Here is a 19,364-nt window from a genome sequence, read left to right on the forward strand (position 1 = left end):
GATTCATGCTGGCCAAGTCGTTTTTGTGTTACTTGTTCGCAATACGATTTGCCATATGAAAAAAATAATCCTTCATTTCCTGTTGGTGCTCGTAGCTACCAACGCTCTTTCCCAGGCATTTACGCCGGGAAATTTCGTAGTCGTTAGAATAGGTTCCGGTGCCGCCGCGCTCACTGCCGGTGTGGCCCAGCCTGTTTATCTCGACGAATACAATCCTTGCGGGGACCTTGTCCGCACCATTGCCCTGCCCACCGTTCTAAGCGGTTCCAACAAGCGCCTCACACTTCCCATCTCCACCAGTGATTATACGGAAGGGTATGTCAGCCTTTCGCAGGATGGGAGCCAACTGGCCCTGGCCGGTTACGATGCTGACCCGGGTACAGCAGCCGTTTCATCTTCCGCCAGTACAACCGTTAAAAGGGTAGTGGGCATCATCGATCAATCCGGGGCTGTCAATACCAGTACGGCCTTGAGCGCTTTCAACGGTCAGTCTATTCGTGCTGCCGTGATCGATGGAACCGGTATCTGGGCCAGCGGCGGATCGGGCGGCGTCATGTACGCCACACTGGGCGGCTCCACGCATACACAACTTACTACCACCACCGCCCGTAACCTGGTGGTGGTAAACGGTCAGTTGTATGCCACCTCTACGTCCGGTTCACTACGCATTACTACTGTCGGCACTGGTTTGCCCGTAACCACCGGACAAACCATGACCAACCTGCCTGGCGTACCCGCTACCGGTAGTCCTTATCAGCTCTTTATGATCAATGCCGGCACCGGATCGGATGTACTCTATGTGGCGGATGACAACCAGCTGAAGAAGTATTCTTTATCGGGTGGCACCTGGGTGAGCAATGGAGCTATCGGCGCTTTGTCCGATAAGTACCGTGCCGTGACCGGGCAGCTCAATGCCAGTGGTCATGTGGTGATCTATGCCATCCGCAGAAATGACAACAGTACCGGTGCCAGTGGTGAAGTGGTTACGTTCACGGATAATACGGGCTACAATGCCAGCTTCGCGGCACTTACGCCCAGGCTGATCGTGCGGGCAAACGATCAACAGGTCTTCCGGTCTATCGTAATGGCGCCGGAACCCGTCGCGCCAAGTCTGGCCGCCTCTGCAGAACCATCCCTTTATCATTTACAACTAACCCCCAACGCAGCCCGCGACCAGGTACTGGTTACTTTCGATAACAAGCAACTGAGTAAGGCAAAGGTCGTCGTCACCAATGTATCGGGGCAAGTGGTAAGAAGGGTAGAGGGCGCCAGTTTGCAGAGCGGTCGCCTCACGATCGACCTGCAGGGATTGATAACTGGTGTTTACTATGTAACCCTGCACGAAGGCAAGAAAGCGATCACCAAAAAACTGGTGAAGCTATAGTCTCCAATGAACGATCCATTTCGAAATACTATAAAGCACTCATGTTATGAATAAGATATTTTACTTGTTGTTTTTCATCCTGGCATCGTTGACGGCTACAGCCAGGCAGTTGACCGAACTAAAGCCCATCCTCGATGCACAGGCCGGCAGTTCCGTGATCAATATCCCGGCAGGTACGTACCTGCTCAATAATATGACCAATGGCGCCTACCAGTTTCAGAACCTCAGCAATGTCGAGATCCGGGGTAATAATTCCACCATCATCTGCAATTCGCAGGAACTGGCTTTCCGCTTTCTGAATTGTACGAACATCACGATCAAAGAGCTGACGATCGACTACGATCCGTTGTGCTTCACGCAGGGCGTGATCGTTGCGAAAGCCCCCTCCAACCTGTGGTTCGAAGTGGAGATCGACACAGGGTATGCGGTCGATAATGTGCGGCATAGCCGGGTGCAATTCTATGATCCTGCTACCCGTCAGTTGAAACGCAACAGCATCACAACGGGTGAAGGCCATTATACTTCTTTCGCGAGAATCGGTACCACCAGGAAGTTCCGGCTTACCAAGAACGCTGCCTGGGTGGCTTTTGAAAAAGTGGGTGACCTGGTGGTCCTGGATGTGGTAAGTACCAAAGCCAATCCGCCCGCGCATTGCCTTATGCTGGAGAAGTGCACCAATGCTACCGTGCAGGACGTTTCCATCTATGGGTCCAACAGCTTTTCCTTCTTTGAACGGGATTGCCGCAGCTCGCATTACAATCGCTGCAAGGTGGGCAGGGGGAGTATGCCTGCCGGCATACCGGCCCGACTGCGCTCGGGCAATGCCGATGGCATCCACAGCAGCCTGGCGAGTGTGGGGCCGCTTATAGAGAACTGTGAAGTGAAGCATAATGGTGATGATTGCATCGTAATAGTTGGCCGCTCCTTCCCCGTATGCAGGATCGATACGGTTGCTAAAACCATGCATGTGCTAAGCAGGGAAGGGCTTCCGGTCTTCTACACCGGCGATACCTTGCAGCACGTGGTGTATGCGGGTACAAAGGCAGGTATGATGAAGATCACAGCGATCGCATCCTTTACACCTACTAGCGCCGACCGGGATACCATTACCGCGCTGTATCCTGAACTGCTGTTCAAAACAAGTTATACGAGAGGAACCATCCTTACGGTGGATACTTTACCAGCCATGGGGCTGGGCGACCTGGTATACAATGAAAGCCATACCGGCAAGGGATTTCTGATCCGCAATAACAAGGTAGGTTACAATCGGTCCCGTGGTATACTCATCAAAAGCTCGCATGGTGTGGTGCAGGACAATGAGATCACTGGCACCCAGATGAATGGCATCCTGGTAGCTCCGGAGATCACCTGGATGGGCGGCGGGTTTGCCGACAACGTAGAGATCAAATACAATAAGCTGTTTGAATGCATGTTTGAGAAGACCAACCAGGGAATGCCGCCCGGCGCATTGTCAGTATGGTACGTGAATGGTGTTCCGCAGGTACCCGCCACTGCTGGTGCTTTCCAGCAGATCAACGTGCACCACAATACGATCGAAAAATGTCCCTACCCGGCGATGGTATTCGCCTCGGTCAGTGGACTTACGCAAACGTCCAATACGATAGAGCCCTATCCCTGTCAAACCCGGGAGCATGGCAAGCGCTGGGGCGCTATCAATACCTTACCGGTATGGAGTATCAATAATACACCCTGATCAACTGCTTTTTCTCACGATCAGTTCTGTTTTCAATACGCGGATAATCGTTTTCCATTCCGACACATCGCGGTTGATCTGATCGATGAGTAGTTGTGCAGCCGTTTGCCCCATTTCTTTTACGGGCTGGGAAACCGTCGTGAGCGCGGGATCGATGAGGCCGGAAGCAAGATCATTGCTGAAGCCGACGATCGCGATGTCCTTCGGTACTTCCAGCCCTTTCTTTTTTACGATCTGCAATGCTTCGATGGCCGTGGGATCGTTGATCGCGAATATGGCGTCGGGAGGATTGGACAAACGCAACAAATGGTTTACATAGATCTTCACCTTGGCGATGGTGAGGTCATACGGGATGATCAATTCTTCGTCGATGGGAATATTGTATTTCTTCAAAGCGTCACGATAGCCTCTCAATCGTTTTACGCTGATGAGCAGTGAGTCGGGCCCCGCCAGGTGGGCGATCCGCTTTTTCTTTCGCTTGATCAGGTGTTCTACCGCCCGGAAGGCGCCTTCGTAATCATCTACTACCACTTTTGGCACATCCATCTCATCACAGACCCTGTTGAAAAACACGATGGGGATACCTTTGCGTTCGAATATTTTCAGGTGGTCGAAATTGCGGGTCTCTTTGGTGAGTGATACCAGCAGCCCATCGACCTGGTTGGCCAGCATCAACCTGGTATTGGCGACTTCCGTTTCGTAATGTTCATTGGAGTGACAGATGATGGTATTGTATCCCATTTCGGCTGCTACTTCCTGTGCGCCCATGATCACCTGTGGGAAATAGGAGCTCATGAATTCGGGCACGATAATGCCAATCGTATTGCTTTTTTTGTTGAGCAGGCTCACAGAAAGCATGTTGCGCTGGTAGTCGAGCTGCTCCGCCAGTTCCATCACGGCCCGGCGTGTTTTTTCACTTACACTGGGATGGCCGGTGAGTACGCGTGATACGGTTGATTTGGAAAGATTCAGTTTCCTGGCAATGTCAACAATCGTTGTCTGATGGCGTTTCATGCAGTGGGATTAGGGTACAAATAAAAGGAATTGGAACGATATGGGAACATTCCCTTAAATTGGGAATGTTCCCAATAATAAATTAACCGAAGTTTCTTTGTCCTCCAATCCGTAATTGGCATTTTTGTTAGCGAACGATGCTCCGTATGAAACAAAGATTAGCTGCACTATTACTTACTCTGATTACAGTAGTAACGACATTCTCCGGTCTGAAAGCCCAGAATGCTCCCCCCGCGTCAACATCCACCATAACCGGTAAAGTAACCGATGAGGAGGGCGAACCCCTGGCCGACGTCACGGTTCAGCTCAAAGGCAAAACAGTTACCACCACCACCAATGACAAAGGCATTTTTACTATTGCCGTGAGCAATTTGCAGGGTGCCGAACTTACCTTTTCCATGGTGGGGTTCGTTTCGAAAGACCTGAAGCTGAATGCCGGCAACACCATTTACAATGTGAAGCTCACGAGTTCCATGAAGGACCTCGATGATGTGGTGGTGATCGGTTATGGTACCGTGAAGAAAAGGGACCTTACCGGTTCGGTGGGCCAGGTAAAAGTGACGGATATGAAAAAGGCGCCCGTTGCTTCTTTCGAAGATGCTCTCGGTGGCCGTGTGGCCGGTGTGCAGGTAAGCGCCATCGACGGACAGCCAGGCGCCAGCAACCTGATCACCATCCGCGGCGGCAACTCCATCACACAGAATAATGCGCCGCTGTACGTGATCGATGGTTTTCCCATTGAAAACCCCGGCAACAACTCCTTTAATCCCGATGATATCGAATCGATCGAAGTATTGAAAGACGCTTCCGCTACCGCTATCTATGGTGCGCGTGGCGCGAACGGAGTAGTACTCATTACTACCAAGAAGGGAAAGACCGGTCCTCCGGTTCTTACCTACAATGCCTGGTACGGTGTGCAACAGGAGATCAAACGCCTGGAAGTAATGAGCCCTTACGAGTTTGTGAAATACCAGCTTGAACTCAATCCAACCCAATCGGGCGTGTATCTCGAAAACGGCAAGACGCTCGAATCATATCGGAATGCCAAAGGGGTGGACTGGCAGGACCAGATCTTCCGTACGGCCCCCATGCAAAACCATAGCATCTCTCTTACCGGCGGCAACGACCGAAGCCGCTATGTGATCTCGGGCTCTGCCCTCGATCAGCAGGGTATCATCATCAACAGTGGTTTCAAGCGGTACCAGGGCAGGGTAGTGCTGGATCAAACGGTTTCCGACAGGCTGAAGGTGGGTGTCAATGTGAACTACTCCTGGTTAAAGACACAGGGACAGATCGCTACCAGTGGCGGGGAGAATGGCATCAACGCTTCTTCTTATCTTTTCTACAGCGCCTGGGGCTACCGGCCGCTGACCGGCGATTCGCTGTCTGATCTAACCTTCGCCGACGATGCCTTCGATCCGGATATCTCCACCAATTCTGACCTGCGCGTAAACCCGATCGTATCTGCTAAGAACGCGCATATTGTAGGGTATACCAATGTAGTGATGGCCAACGGCTACCTGAACTATAAAATATCCAAAGATCTTTCGTTGCGCGTTAGTGGCGGTATTACAAGAAACGGCAACCGCCGGGAAGTCTTCAATAATACAAAAACGGCTGCAGGTAATCCGCGTACCGTGTATGGACAAACCTATGGCGTTAACGGTTCCATCAATAACACGGTATTCACCAGCTGGCTCAACGAAAATACCCTCACTTACAATAAGCGATTCAACAAGAATAATGTATTGAACGTGCTGGGTGGCTTTACCCTGCAAAGGACGCGGGCGATTGCCGATGGCTTCACTGCCGGTAAAGTGCCCAACGAGGCATTGGGGATCGCCGGTCTCGATGAAGGTATTCCGCTTACCAATACTTCAGCCGATTCTGAGTCGGCCCTGGCCAGCTTCCTGGGAAGGGCTAATTATACCTGGAAGCAGAAATACCTCTTCACGGCTTCCTTCCGGGCAGATGGATCTTCCAAATTTGCTCCCGGCAGGCGCTGGGGTTATTTCCCCTCTGGCTCTTTTGCGTGGCGCATCAACCAGGAATCATTCATGAAGCGATTCGATTGGATCACCGATATGAAACTGCGTACGAGTTATGGCGTTACAGGTAACAACCGGGTGGCCGATTTCGCTTACCTGTCTGTGCTGCGCCAAACCGGGTTCACCAATGGTAGCGGCAACACCACGCCGGGTTATTATTTCAATAACGTGCATATTCCAGGATCTGCACCTGTAGAAGTGGGCAACGAAGAATTGCAATGGGAGCGTACGGCACAGCTGGACCTGGGCATCGACCTGGCCTTCCTTAATAACCGCCTCGCGCTTACCGTCGATTATTATAATAAACGTACCAGCGACCTGCTCCTGCTGGCCAACCTGGCTGCTTCTACCGGCTACCTGAACGGGTACAAGAATATCGGCAAAGTGGCTAACAACGGACTGGAGTTTACCCTTAACACCGTGAATGTCGACCATAAGCATTTCACATGGAGTGCCAATTTCAATATCGCTTTTAATAGAAACAAAATACTGGAGCTGAACTTCGATCAGCCAAGCATCACCACCCGTGTACAGGGGTGGAATGACAACTTCAACAACGGTCTTCCGTATCTGGCAAGGCCAGGTATGCCGGTGGCGATGTTCCTCGGTTTCATCAATGATGGATTGTACCAGGTGGAAGATTTTATCCAATTGCCCAATGGCAGCTACCAGCTGAAAGACGAAGTGCCCAACAACGGGCAGGATCGTACCCTCATCAAGCCTGGCTTTGTGAAATACAAGGATATCAACGGCGATGGCGTAGTGGATGCCAATGACCAGACCATTATCGGCAACCCGATGCCCAAACATACCGGCGGCTTCACCAATAATTTCAAGTACCATGATTTCGACCTGAGCGTATTCTTCCAATGGTCTTATGGTAACGACGTGCTGAATGCGAACCGCCTGGTTTTTGAAGGCATGGAAGGAAGACCTTATCTCAATATGTTCAAGTCATTTGAAGACCGGTGGCGGCCTGATAACACCGATGCAACACTGCCGGTGGCCGGGGTCACGAGTCCCAACGTGTATTCGAGCCGTATCATCGAAGATGGTTCTTACCTGCGGCTGAAAACGGTGGCCCTTGGCTATACGCTGCCGGCGCCGGTGCTGAGGCGTATTAAGATCAAGAGTATCCGGCTGTACGCGGCTGCGCAGAACCTGGTGACCTGGACAAATTACACTGGTGTGGATCCGGAAGTATCTGTACGGAACTCTCCGCTTACACCCAGCTTCGACTGGTCGGCCTATCCCAAAGCCCGCACCATCACCGTTGGCCTAAACGTAACTTTCTAACGATTTAAAACAGCTTTGCATATGTTCCTGCATCTCCCATTATCATTCAAAGAGTGCCGACAAGGCAAGGGTGGCCGGCCAGCCTTCAACAACCTGGGCCTGCTGCTGACAGTATGTTGCTGTATGTGGTTGCTTAGCTCCTGCAAGCGATTCCTCGATACCAAACCGGTTGATTCCATTACACCGGAAACTTACTATAAAACAAAGGAGGATCTCGACCGGGCCCTCTCGTCGGTATATGACCGCCTGGGCGATCGCCGTACCTATGGAAACGGCCTGTATGGTTTTCTTAGCTTCAGCGACGAATTCTTCATCAAGGGCCAGCCCACCGGGTATATGTCGAATACGCTCGATGCGAGTATGCTGGAGCTTAATCGTTGCTGGGAAGCGTTGTATGTGGGCATCGAGCGTGCGAATATGCTGATAGAAAGGGTGGGTGGTGCAGACGTGCACGATTCTGTTAAGAATGAGATCAAGGGACAGGCCTTGTTCCTCCGCGGCTTCTATTATTTTGTGCTGGCGGATAATTGGGGTGGCGTTCCACTTAAACTCACCTATACCAAATCACCGCTCGAGCCCAACCTGCCTCGTGCACCGCTGGCCGATGTGTATGCCCAGGTTGTACAGGATATGAAAGACGCAGAGGGGTTGGTGAAAAACATCACTACTTACGGCTTCAACGGCCGCATCAGCAAGACTGCGGTGCAAGGTATGCTGGCCCGGGTGTACCTGACAATGGCGGGTGAGCCATTGAAAGATGAATCCAAGTATGCGGAGGCGCAGTTGTACGCCCAGAAAGTAATAGACTCTAAATTACACGCCCTCAATCCCAGCTTTTCCGAGGTCTTCATCAACCTGTCGAAGAACCGGTACGATATCAAAGAAACGCTTTGGGAGGTAGAATACTTTGGTAATAACCAGGAGATCATCCGCGAAGGCGGCTATGTAGGTTCCTGGATGGGTGTTTACTGTCCGAATATCGATACCGGCTTTGCTTATGATTACGTGCATGCTACTGCCAAACTGTACAGCGCCTATGAGGATGGTGATCTTCGACGCGACTGGACCATCGCTCCTTACCGATTTGTGCCAACCGGTTCAGGTACGGCAGCACCGGTAACACGCACCAACTGGACCTCAGCGCAGATCTATGAAAGAAGCGCGGGTAAATACCGCCGGGAATATGAAGTGACCAACCCCAAGAACCAGGATTTTACCTGTATCAACTTTCCCATGCTCCGCTATTCGGATGTGCTGTTGATGTATGCAGAAGCGGAAAGCCATGTGGTGGGCGCTACGCCTACTGGCATAGAGTATGTCAACAAAGTAAGAAGGAGAGGGTTTGGGAAGCCTGCTGAGGTGGCCGATCCATCGGTCGATCTCGATCCGGGTATCGTTTCCGCCGACTTCCTCGAAGCCATCAAAAAGGAACGCTTCCGGGAGTTGAGCTATGAGGGATTGAGAAAACACGATCTGCTGCGTTGGGGTACTTACGTTAGCACAATGCAGCAACAGGTGACGGCCTACCAGACCAATATGCCCAGCACACTGTCTGATGCAGCCATCAAGCAGGCCGCCAGGGTTACAGCGAGGAGTGTACTGTTTCCTATTCCCAATACCGAGATTGCCGTGAATCCCTATGTTTCACAAAATCCTGGTTGGTAATATCTATTCATCTTTCGAACTACAACGACATGAACAAACTATTTCCATATATCATTTGCAGCCTTCTGCTTGCGTCTTGCAGCAAGCGTGATGAAGTAGATACGCCGGTTTTTGAAGTTGCCGCCAACGGGTCCACGTTCAAGCTGGGCGATTCCATCATATTCACCTTTACAGGTACCCCGCAGAACATCGTGTTTTGGCCAGGGACACCGGGGCGCGTATATGAATTCAGGGAAAGGACGTTCACCACGGGCAATAAGTTGCTGGTGAAATTCAATACCTATCAGCAGTTTGGCGTACGCAACAATATGACCGTACTGGTGTCGAACGATTTCAATGGAGTATACGATACGACGAATGTGAAGGCGGCGACCTGGACAGATGTGACCAGCCGTTTTACGCTGTCTACGGGTGCCGACCAAACGCAATCGGGAACTGTCGACCTGTCGGAATTCGCCAATAACAACAAGGCCGCCACCCTTGCCTTTCGTTATGTGACGCCTGCGCTGGCTGGTCCGAACCGGTGGGTGGTACGTACCTTCAATGCCGATAACCAGTCGCCGGATGGCGCCATTACTCCAATGGCTACCATGTCTACTGCTGCCTGGAAAGCTATCAGCTTTGCGAATCCTGCTTCCAACTGGTCGATCACGAGCTCGCAGCTCCTGAGTCAGGCTACGGCCAATAACGCGGATGATGACTGGGTACTTTCCAAAAGTTTCAATCCCAATACTGCTACGCCCGATAAAGGCATTGCGATCAAGAACATCACCACCAATCTCACCCGTTATGCACCAGCTACCGATCTGTTCAATAAAGCGGGCACGTATAAGGTGGTATTTGAAGCCAGCAATGCGTCTTATCAGAATATGCCGGCGCGCGTGTTGAAGGAATTAACCATAACTATTACTCCGTAAATTGCCTTTGCTTATCCGCCAACACTATGAACGCTACCATTGATACCGCTGTCATCGTTGTATTCTCGGTCTTTATCATGCTGATCGGGTTTCTCTTTGCCCGTACCGGCAGGAACCTGAAATCGTTCTTTGCCGGCGGTGAAGCGGTTCCCTGGACGATCGGCGGGTTGTCGCTCTTCATGAGTTTCTTTTCTGCTGGCACCTTCGTGGCCTGGGGGTCTATCGCCTATCAGCACGGCTGGGTGGCCATCACGATCCAGTGGACGATGTGCATCGGCGGGCTCATTACGGGTCTATACCTGGCGCCCCGGTGGAAGGCGACCGGCAACCTGACGGCTGCCGAGTTCATCCGCGAAAGGCTGGGGGAGCGGGTACAGAAAAGTTATATCTACATCTTCATGCTGGTTTCCCTTTTTATCAAAGGGTCTGTTTTATACTCTGTGGCCAAACTCGTTGGTTCCTCGCTCGGGTTTCCGCTGCTGCCAACCACCATTGTGCTCGGTTTGTTCATGATCGCTTATACGGCTGTTGGGGGGCTTTGGGCAGTGATGGTTACCGATATCCTGCAATTTGTTATCCTCACGGCTGCCATCCTCATTATCCTGCCGCTGGCTTTCAATGCAGCCGGTGGTGTGCAGCCATTCCTGGAGAAAGCACCTGAAAGGTTCTTTCAGGTCGTGAATGGTGAATATACCTGGGGTTTTATCCTGGCTTTCGCACTTTATCATATTTTCTATATCGGCGGTAACTGGACTTTTGTACAGCGTTATACCAGTGTTGATAAGCCCAAATCAGCGTCGAAGGTCGCTTTCCTATTTGCGGGGCTGTACCTGATCAGTCCCATTTTGTGGATGTTGCCGCCCATGGTATACAAGACGATCAATCCCGGATTGACCGGTCTGGATACCGAGAACGCTTACCTGATGATCTGCAAACATGTGTTGCCGGCAGGACTGATGGGATTGATCCTTACGGGGATGTATTTCTCTACCTCCGCTTCTGCCAACACGGCTTTGAATGTGGTGTCCGCTGTGTTCACCAATGATATCTATAAAGGCAGCATTAATCCGAATGCCTCCGACCGGCAATTGATGCGGGTGGCCCGGATCTCCTCCTGGTTATTCGGGTTGGGCATGATTGGAATAGCGCTCATTGTTCCTTATATCGGTGGTATTGTAGAATTCACGCTGAGCATTGGCGCCATTACCGGCGGTCCCTTATTGGCTCCTCCGATCTGGGCGCTCTTTTCGAAACGCCTTACGGGGAAAGCCACTTTGTCCATCACTTTGATCAGCCTTGGGGTGAACCTGGTGTTTAAAATGATCTTACCGCTGACCATTGGTTTCAAACTCAGCCGTGGAGCGGAGATGGTGCTGGGGGTAGGGCTGCCGTTCCTGATGCTGGCTGCCTGGGAATGGTATATGCGTTCGTCCAATAAGGTGAGTCCGGAATACCATGCTTACCTCGAAAGCAAGGCGCAACGCAAAGCGAATGCGCAGCAGGTGAATGAGGAAGAGGTGCTGGAGATCAAAAAGCAGAACAGGTTTGGGTTACGGGTAATTGCTTTTGCATTGGCCTTTATTGCCGTGCTGCTGTTTGCCCTGAGCCTGCTTACTACGGCTGGGTCTGGCCTTGTTGCCGGTATTGCTGCCCTGATCCTGCTAAGTGCGATCATTCCTTTCCGCGCAGCACTCAAAGCAAAATTACCACAACAGGCTGATGGGGCAACCCCGCCGGTGGCTGCTTACACCCAATCAGAACAGGTATGAGTATTCTTAAAACATATGTAGCCGCTACTTGCGCAACCTTCCTGGTTTGCTCAACGGTAGTTGCACAGCAGCCGGTTGCTGCGAAAACCAATTTGTCTTCTTCTTCCTTACAAGTGGAGTGGCAGCAGTCGGCAGATGGCTGGCGCCTGCAGAAGCTGGCGGTAAAGCAGGGCAATAAATGGCAATTGCTGCCGGGGCTGAGTGGGGAATATATGTTCCTGTACTCCGAAGCGAAGCCCGATAGTGTACCTGCTAAAGTATATAATGAACAAGGGGCATTGATCGATATTCCTGAGCCGCAATACCGTTATATTCTACCACCCTGGAAGCAAACTTTGCTGCCTGTGGCCCTCAATAAGGCGGGTGAAGCTTTTCGGTTTTATCCTAGGCAATTGAAACAGCCAGACGGGGCGTTACAGTTCAGCCAACAGTTGGATAAAGCGGATATTACCGCCACCTGGCGCATGGATGAAGTATATCAAAACGATATCCTGGTAGAGCTGGTGCTGCAGGCGAAGCAGGATGGTTACTTCTCCCTGGCTTCTCCATCACTGGCCATCACGGCAGAAAAAGAGCTGGCGTGGGCGATGGTGCCGGGACATTTCCAGGGAAGTACTATTGAAAAGAATCTCGTTAAGGCCTATGGATACGGTCAGGGGATACCTGCTTTGCCGGTAGTGACCCGGGAAAGGACCGCCAGCACTTTATCACCGCTCGTTAGCAATAAGCAAGGCATCACGTTCGCCGTTATCCCGGCACCCGGCACCAGCCGCGATCCCTGGGAGTGGGATCACAGTACACAGAATGACTGGCAGCTTGGTCTTTCCGTTATGAACCGATCGGCGCAACTTACCCCCACAGCCTGGCATCCTATCCTCGGTGAGCAGGGATCCTGGTTGAAAAAGGGAGATGCTGTAAGGTTCTCCTTTCGCTATACGATTCAAGCGGCCGACTGGTACAGCGTGTACAAGCATGCTGCCAATGATATTTATAGGCTGAAAGATTTTCTCGCTTTGAAGCAGACCCGCCAATCGCTGACAGATCGTATTCAACAGATGCATCAGTATGTGATCGACGATAGTACCTCCAAATGGAGGACCACACAATTCCGGGGTCTGACAGTGGGAGCACAAGACTACCGGGGTGGTGTGCACGGCGGAGTAGGAGATGCCATCAAGAATGCAGACTTTGGCGCCATGTGGATGCTGGCCCGCATTTCCGGCGATCCGGTTTTGCAGGCAACCAGGCTACCCTATGCGCGCAATTTTAAACTCACCCAGCAAGATACCGTTGCCGGCTTCTTTTACGGTTCGGCGGCCGGTCAGTATTACCTGCCCTCCCAAAAGAAGTTTACAGAAGAGTGGGGACCTTATGTAGAGCCCATCGGTACTACGTATTATGTGCTGATGGATGCTGGCAATATATTGCTGTTTGAGCCTGGTGATACGGCTATGCGCAGGGAAGTACGCCTCGCTGCTGACAGATTATTAAACTGGATGAGCCCCGAGGGGCGTTGGGTTGTTGCTTATGATCATGCTACGCAGCAACCTTTGTTCACCGACATTGACGACCTGCGGCCGACTTTCTATGGCTTGTTGATCGCCTATAAATTATTGGGCGATAAAAAATACCTGCAGGGCGCTATCAAAGGAGCGCAATGGTTTATGACACATGCTGTCGACAAAGGTCATTTCACCGGTGTGTGCGGCGATACCCGCTTTGCGCCGGATTTCGCCACAGGCCAGAGTGCACAAGCCTTGCTTGACCTGTACGACATAACAAAAGATAAACGTCATCTTGATGCAGCCATCACGACGGCTCAACTGTATACGACCAGTGTCTATACGCATCCCATTCCTTCGCAATTACAGAAATCGGTAAGAGGGGTGCCCCGGCGCGATTGGGAGATCAGCCAGGTAGGTCTCAGCTTTGAGCATGGCGGCAGCTTTGGCTCTGCCACCCTGCGTGGCCCGATACTGCTAGCCAGTCATGCCGGCCTGTTTGTGCGTATGTTCTCCCTTACAAAAGATTCATTGTTCCTGACTATGGCCCGCGCAGCTGCCCTGGGCCGTGATGCTTTTGTCGATTCTTCAACAAGTGTGGCTTCTTATTACTGGGATGTGATGAACCGGGGAGCGGGGCCTTATCCGCATCATGCCTGGTGGCAGATCGGCTGGATCACGGATTATCTCCTGTCGGAAGTGTCGCTGCGTTCGAAGGGGCAGGTGAGTTTTCCGCGCGGCTGGATCACCCCCAAGGTTGGTCCTCACCAGAGCTATGGCTTTAAACCAGGGAAGGTGTATGGACAGCCGGCATCGTTGCTGCTGAAAGAAGGCATGCTGCAGGCAGACAGTCATTACCTGGACTATTTCGGCGCTATCAATGAGCAACAGCGGAAGCTCTTCTTGCTATTGCTGAACAGTGATAATGATCCGCTACAAACAACGCTGACCGTCGACTACAACAAAATAATAAACAACGCCCATATTCGCCCAAGGTCCGTGCACCTGCGGAATGCCGACGGCCAGCGAACGGTACTGGCGACGGGTAATACATGGACGCTGTCGATCCCTTCATATGGAATGCAGGTGATCGAGGTCGCCTACTAATCCGTGCATTAGAAAAACTTCAAAATATTGCTATGCAAAACCTGCGTGTTTTGTTTTTGATCAGTTGCCTCCTGGGCGCTGCCATTGCTTATGGCCAGGATCACTACCTGGTAGAGGCGGAAGACTTCCAATTCAAGGGAGGCTGGGTGGTGGAGCGGGAAGGTGGCAAAGGACTTTCCAACAACAGTATTCTACGTGTGCTATCCGGTAAGACCAAAGCCGTCGATGCATTAACGGTAGTGGAAGTGAAACGGGCAGCGACCTATCAGGTATGGGTGAGGTCGGCCGATTATCCAAACGACAGGCCGGGCACCCGGCTGTTCAGGCTTTCGGTGAATGATAACAATATGCCACAGGAATCGGGCAGCCACGGCAAACCCGGGTTCTATTGGGAGAAAGTGGGAACGGCGGCGTTGCCGGCGGGTAATGCCGTGCTGAGGCTCAATGACAGCCGGGGCAATTTCGGGCGTTGTGATGCGATCCTACTGACTGCTGCTGATAACTTCGATCCCAACACACAGGCCGTGACTGCATTGGCTACATCCAGGGTAAAGCCGGTAACCATGCAGCCAACCCCGGTGGTATACCCCCAATTGTCTAATGCGGTGGCCAGTGGCGTAAGACCCCCTGTTGCCACGATCCAAAATGAACAGGTGCGTGTGCGATTCATGCCTGCTACCGGCAGTGAGGTAAAAAGGCTGGTCGCTAAAACGGATATCCGCATACAAGGCAAGTGGGGGAGTATGGATGCGAAGCGGGAAGACCATAAAGTGTATATCCTGCGTGCGGACGATCCGCAGCTCGGATTTGGAAATTTCTTTCCTTCCTGGAATGGTAGCACCGGGCTCACCTCTTTCGAAAACAATGGCAAAAAATACTCCATCCTCGAAACTGATGTTATTCTCAATCCTTTCTTTGCAGGCCAGGTTACGGAGGCTATTCCGGTAGCGGCCAGGCAACTGAACGCACATACTATTGAAGTGAGTTATACGGTGGCGGGGGAGCCCCTGCTTATTGGCACCTGGGCGCTTGCTGCCGGCGCAAAGCATGTGGAAGTAAACCTGCAATTCAAACCACAGCGGGCAGGCTATTACAGTATGGGCCTGGCTGCCTTTCAAAGTATAGCGGCTGATAGCGCTACCAATATTTTATTACCGCCCATGTTCCAGTACCAGCGGTTATCTCCTCAGCCTGTTATGGTGCCGTCCGGTATGATGCCACAACCGGTTTCGATTGCCGAGATGAGAACGGACCTGGGCCTGGTCAGCACTTTTGCCAGCGGACTGGCGACGAGCTTTTCTCCGAACGACTGGGGCAGTGCGAACAGTCCCCTTGGATTTACGGTAAAGAATGAAAGCAACAGGGTGCAGCCTGTTGCCTTTTCCCCAATCCTGGGTCAGCCCGATTCAAAGCTGGCAGCGGGAAATACTTTACAGCGTGGATTTGCCATCGGAGCCTTCGCTACGGGGTGGAACGAGGTGTTGACCTATGTGTCGGACAGCATTTACCGGGTTACGGATTATCGCAAGCAAGAGAATACCTCGTTAACAGAGACGGCCTTCAATATTGTTGACCTGATGAAGAACGATTCGGCATCCGGGTGGGATGCGAGTCTGAAAGGGTTTTATGATATCGAGGCCAATCCCGCTGTAGTGCCTACGGTGGTGCATGCTTCTCCGCTCACCCTGGTATCGGTGGCTGTTATGGCCAATGATGAAGACTTCTACCTTACACGTGCCTTACCTACTATTGAATATACTTTATCGCGCAGTGGTTTTCGCTGGGCGAAGGCTGTATCCGGCACACCTTTCAATAGTGATAAAAAATCTTTGCAGCTGAGTCCCTTTGGTTCGCAGTTCACTACCAACTACTATGAAGGATTGAACCGTTTGCTGGGAGAGGCGAATCCCTGGTTGAAAGATATCGCTTTGCCTGGGGGAGCCGTTCGGCCTGCTAAGGGGTATTCGGTAGAAGTGCCGACCTATACACAGGAGTTGGCTGCCTGGCGCCTTACCGGCGATCAACAATGGCTCGACAAGGCTAAGGTTAGTGCGGATAGATTGATTGCGCTACAGGTTAACGGTCCTATCACAAAGCCGCTGTCAAGGGAACCCTTTTACAATGCTTCTTTCTATGCCTACTGGTGGGATCTGATCGACCTCTATGAGGTTACCCACGAAAAAAGGTTCCTGGAAGCAGCTGAAGCATCTGCTTATCATACTGTGGCGGGCATACGCTCGTATCCCCAGGTAAAGGATACGGTTCAGGTCATTCATCCGGGCAATCAATTCGAAGGCAATACCACCTTGTGGTGGAAGGGCGATAAAAGATACCGCCTCGGATTTCCGCGGGTGAAAGACGATGCGCCGGAAAAGCAGGTGCCGCAATGGCTGGTATCGCCGGTAGGGCTTGGTTTTGAGCAACCCTTCACTTATTTCGACGCGGGCAAAACGGTGAGACCCGTATTCATGAGCAGCTGGGCGCCGCACTTGTTGCGCCTGCATCAATACAGCCAGCAAAAGATCTTCCTCACGTATGCGCGTAATGCGGTGATCGGCCGTTTCTCTACCTATCCTGGGTACTACGCAACGGGGTTTACGGATATCACCCTGTCGAAAGAATTTCCCTACACAGGTCCGGATGTGAGTTCGATCTACTACCACCATATACCTCCCCACCTGGCATTTACCCTTGATTACCTCATTAGCGAAGCCATCACGCGGTCGAATGGCAAAGTCAATTTTCCTTTTGGCAAGCAGGATGGATTCGTGTGGTTCAATAACAGGGCTTTTGGCGCCGGAAAGGGAACTGTGTTCGGCGACCAGCAGGCAAAGCTTTGGCTGAAGCGGGGCCTGGTGACTATCGATAAGCCCGGTTTCAACTTTGTAACGGCCATCTCCAATGATCGTTTCTGGATACTGGTTATGAATGAAGGGGCGGAGCGTCAATCGGCAAAGGTCGCGCTGGGGGCGGAGGTGCCGGTCGCATCTACAGGTACTGCGGCACTTCTGCATGTTGAGGATAATAAACAAGGGAAGGTCGACCTGAAAAACCGAACTATGGAAATTGCAGTACCCGGTAAAGGGATGGTGGCTTTGTCGGTCCCACTACAGGCTACTACCAAAGCACCGCTGCAGGTCCCTGTTCAGCAGGGCATGAAAGTGATCGATCTCGGCGCTCCCTGGGGCAAGTGTTATGTGTTCCGGATCCGGTCGCCTTTTGGATGGGATTCTATGTACGGGTACCTGGAATCTGCTCCTGTTGAAGGTGCCCGTATCAGCTTCTCCCTCGGAGGAACACAGGTGACAAAGGATAACTATCCTTATGAGTGGTCTGTCTATAAGCTTCCAGCAAACAAGACGCTGAAAGGAGTACTGGAAGTTAAGGGCACCGATGGAAAGACTACAAAAGCAAACATTGAATTTGAATAGCCCATGCATACCCTGAAAGGTTATTGTGTATTTGTTTCGCTGTTGATGGGGATGGCTGCCTGTGCGCAGGTGAAGAAGGCGGGTGATGACAGCAGGGAACAACTGATTGCAGCATCGCAGTCGGGCGCTTCGCCCCTGTTCTTTGATCCCGGCGCCAAGGACGTGCAGGTGATACAGCCGTTGAACTTCGGCAATGCGCAGGAATGCGAGGTGCGGGGTGGGCTGCCCAATTTTTTTGAGAAAGCAGCTGCCGGTAAAACGGTGACCATTGGCTACATCGGGGGGAGTATTACCCAGGCGGTGCATGGTTATAGAGCCAGCTCGGCGCGGTTCATACAATCGATGTTTCCGCGCACGCTCATGAAAGCCATCAATGCAGGGGTGTCTGGTACGGGCACCGATTTGGGCGCCTGCCGGTTGCGGGAGCAGTTGCTGCAATACCGGCCCGACCTGGTATTCATCGAGTTTGCGGTGAATGGGGCTTACCGGGATGGCCTGGAAGGGATGATCCGGCAGATCTGGAAGGAGGATCCTACGATCGATATCTGCCTGCTTTATACGTTGTTTAATGGGCAGTCGGCTATCTATGCATCCGGTAAGGTGCCGGACAATATTGCGGCCTTTGAAGCGATTGCAACGCATTACGGTATACCCGGTATTCATTTGGGCTTGCAGCCGGCTATGCTGGAGGCTCAAGGCGGGCTGGTCTGGAAATCTGACAGCAAGACCATACAGGGTAAAGTCGTTTTTTCCAATGATGGCATTCACCCGCTGCCCGAAGGCGGCGACCTCTATGCCGGTGCTATTGCGCGGAGCATGCAGCGAATGCAGCAACAGGCAGGGAAGGTACCGCATACGTTGCCCGGCGCCATGATCGCCGCCAATTGGGAAGCGGCGGGCATGTATGCTCCGGAAGCCATCGCCCGGTTTAACGGAGCGTGGGAAAAGCTCGATCCGTCGGATAGCACCTATCTCAAGTCTTTTACAGGTTGGTTCCCTTACCTTCTGCAAGGGGAGCAACCGGGTGCCAGTTTCACGTTCAGGTTCTCCGGCGACATGTTTGGGTTCTTCGACATCGGCGGTCCGGAAGTAGGGCAATTGCTGATCGAGGTAGATGGTAAACCAGTGCGGCTGTCGGCCGTGCAGGCGGGTACGCGGGTGTCGACCATCGTAGCAGTAGAAGCAGCTCCCGTCAACCGGTTCAATAGCTTCTGCAATAACCGTTACCGCGGGCAGTTTGAATGCATCCGGCTGGCGCCGGGTGAGCATACAGTTACCGTCACCATCTCTCCCGACAAAGCGGACAAGCGTACCATATTGGGAGAAAAACAATTGCAGGATATTACGGCGAACCCACGCCGCTATGACCGCACGGTATTTTACCTGGGCAAAATATTATTGAATGGAAAACCGCTATAACCTGTCTGTTGTGACTGATGCCGATGGGAACATTCCCATCAATTGGGAATGTTCCCAAGGTGATTTTGTGTTGCTGTCGCTTTAGGCAAAGGAGTGCC

General features: G+C 52.1%; 10 protein-coding genes. 9 read left to right on the forward strand and 1 reads right to left on the reverse strand.

Annotation, left to right across the window (positions count from 1 at the left end; all coding sequences use genetic code 11):
• The first annotated feature begins 55 nt into the window (after positions 1-55).
• Positions 56-1,384: a T9SS type A sorting domain-containing protein gene (locus P2H89_RS29885; RefSeq protein WP_275834122.1), complete on the forward strand. Its 1,329-nt coding sequence runs from the start codon at positions 56-58 to the stop codon at positions 1,382-1,384.
• 46 nt (positions 1,385-1,430) lie between these two features.
• Positions 1,431-3,098 (forward strand): hypothetical protein, encoded by a 1,668-nt coding sequence (locus P2H89_RS29890; protein ID WP_275834124.1) that lies wholly within the window; start codon positions 1,431-1,433, stop codon positions 3,096-3,098.
• Here P2H89_RS29890 and P2H89_RS29895 read toward each other — a convergent pair whose 3' ends face one another.
• Positions 3,099-4,112 carry a LacI family DNA-binding transcriptional regulator gene (locus tag P2H89_RS29895; RefSeq protein ID WP_275834126.1) on the reverse strand — a complete coding sequence of 338 codons (1,014 nt, stop codon included), beginning with the start codon at positions 4,110-4,112 and terminating at the stop codon, positions 3,099-3,101.
• A gap of 146 nt (positions 4,113-4,258) precedes the next feature.
• Here P2H89_RS29895 and P2H89_RS29900 point away from each other — a divergent pair, with 146 nt between their 5' ends.
• The 7 genes from P2H89_RS29900 to P2H89_RS29930 are packed head-to-tail and all read left to right on the forward strand — an operon-like array spanning position 4,259 to position 19,266.
• Positions 4,259-7,456, forward strand: a complete 3,198-nt coding sequence (locus tag P2H89_RS29900; RefSeq protein ID WP_275834128.1) for a TonB-dependent receptor — start codon at positions 4,259-4,261, stop codon at positions 7,454-7,456.
• A 21-nt stretch (positions 7,457-7,477) separates the two neighbouring features.
• The gene (locus P2H89_RS29905) at positions 7,478-9,121 is read left to right on the forward strand and encodes a RagB/SusD family nutrient uptake outer membrane protein (protein ID WP_275834130.1); all 1,644 of its coding nucleotides are present in this window, start codon (positions 7,478-7,480) and stop codon (positions 9,119-9,121) included.
• Between the two features lie 29 nt (positions 9,122-9,150).
• Positions 9,151-10,038, forward strand: coding sequence for a DUF5017 domain-containing protein (locus P2H89_RS29910; protein WP_275834132.1), 888 nt, complete (start codon positions 9,151-9,153; stop codon positions 10,036-10,038).
• Between the two features lie 26 nt (positions 10,039-10,064).
• Entirely contained in the window at positions 10,065-11,807 is a 1,743-nt protein-coding gene (locus tag P2H89_RS29915) for a sodium:solute symporter family protein (protein ID WP_275834134.1), read from the forward strand.
• Positions 11,804-14,416: a glycerophosphoryl diester phosphodiesterase gene (locus P2H89_RS29920; RefSeq protein ID WP_275834136.1), complete on the forward strand. Its 2,613-nt coding sequence runs from the start codon at positions 11,804-11,806 to the stop codon at positions 14,414-14,416. The genes P2H89_RS29915 and P2H89_RS29920 overlap by 4 nt, the downstream gene beginning before the upstream one ends.
• Before the next feature lie 32 nt (positions 14,417-14,448).
• Positions 14,449-17,847, forward strand: a complete 3,399-nt coding sequence (locus tag P2H89_RS29925) for a hypothetical protein (protein ID WP_275834138.1) — start codon at positions 14,449-14,451, stop codon at positions 17,845-17,847.
• A gap of 3 nt (positions 17,848-17,850) precedes the next feature.
• Complete coding sequence (locus P2H89_RS29930) at positions 17,851-19,266, forward strand: SGNH/GDSL hydrolase family protein (protein WP_275834140.1); 1,416 nt, start codon at positions 17,851-17,853, stop codon at positions 19,264-19,266.
• The last annotated feature ends 98 nt before the right edge of the window (positions 19,267-19,364 follow it).

Origin of the sequence: Paraflavitalea sp. CAU 1676 (assembly GCF_029223285.1) — a bacterium.
In the GTDB taxonomy this organism is placed as follows: Bacteria; Bacteroidota; Bacteroidia; order Chitinophagales; family Chitinophagaceae; genus Paraflavitalea.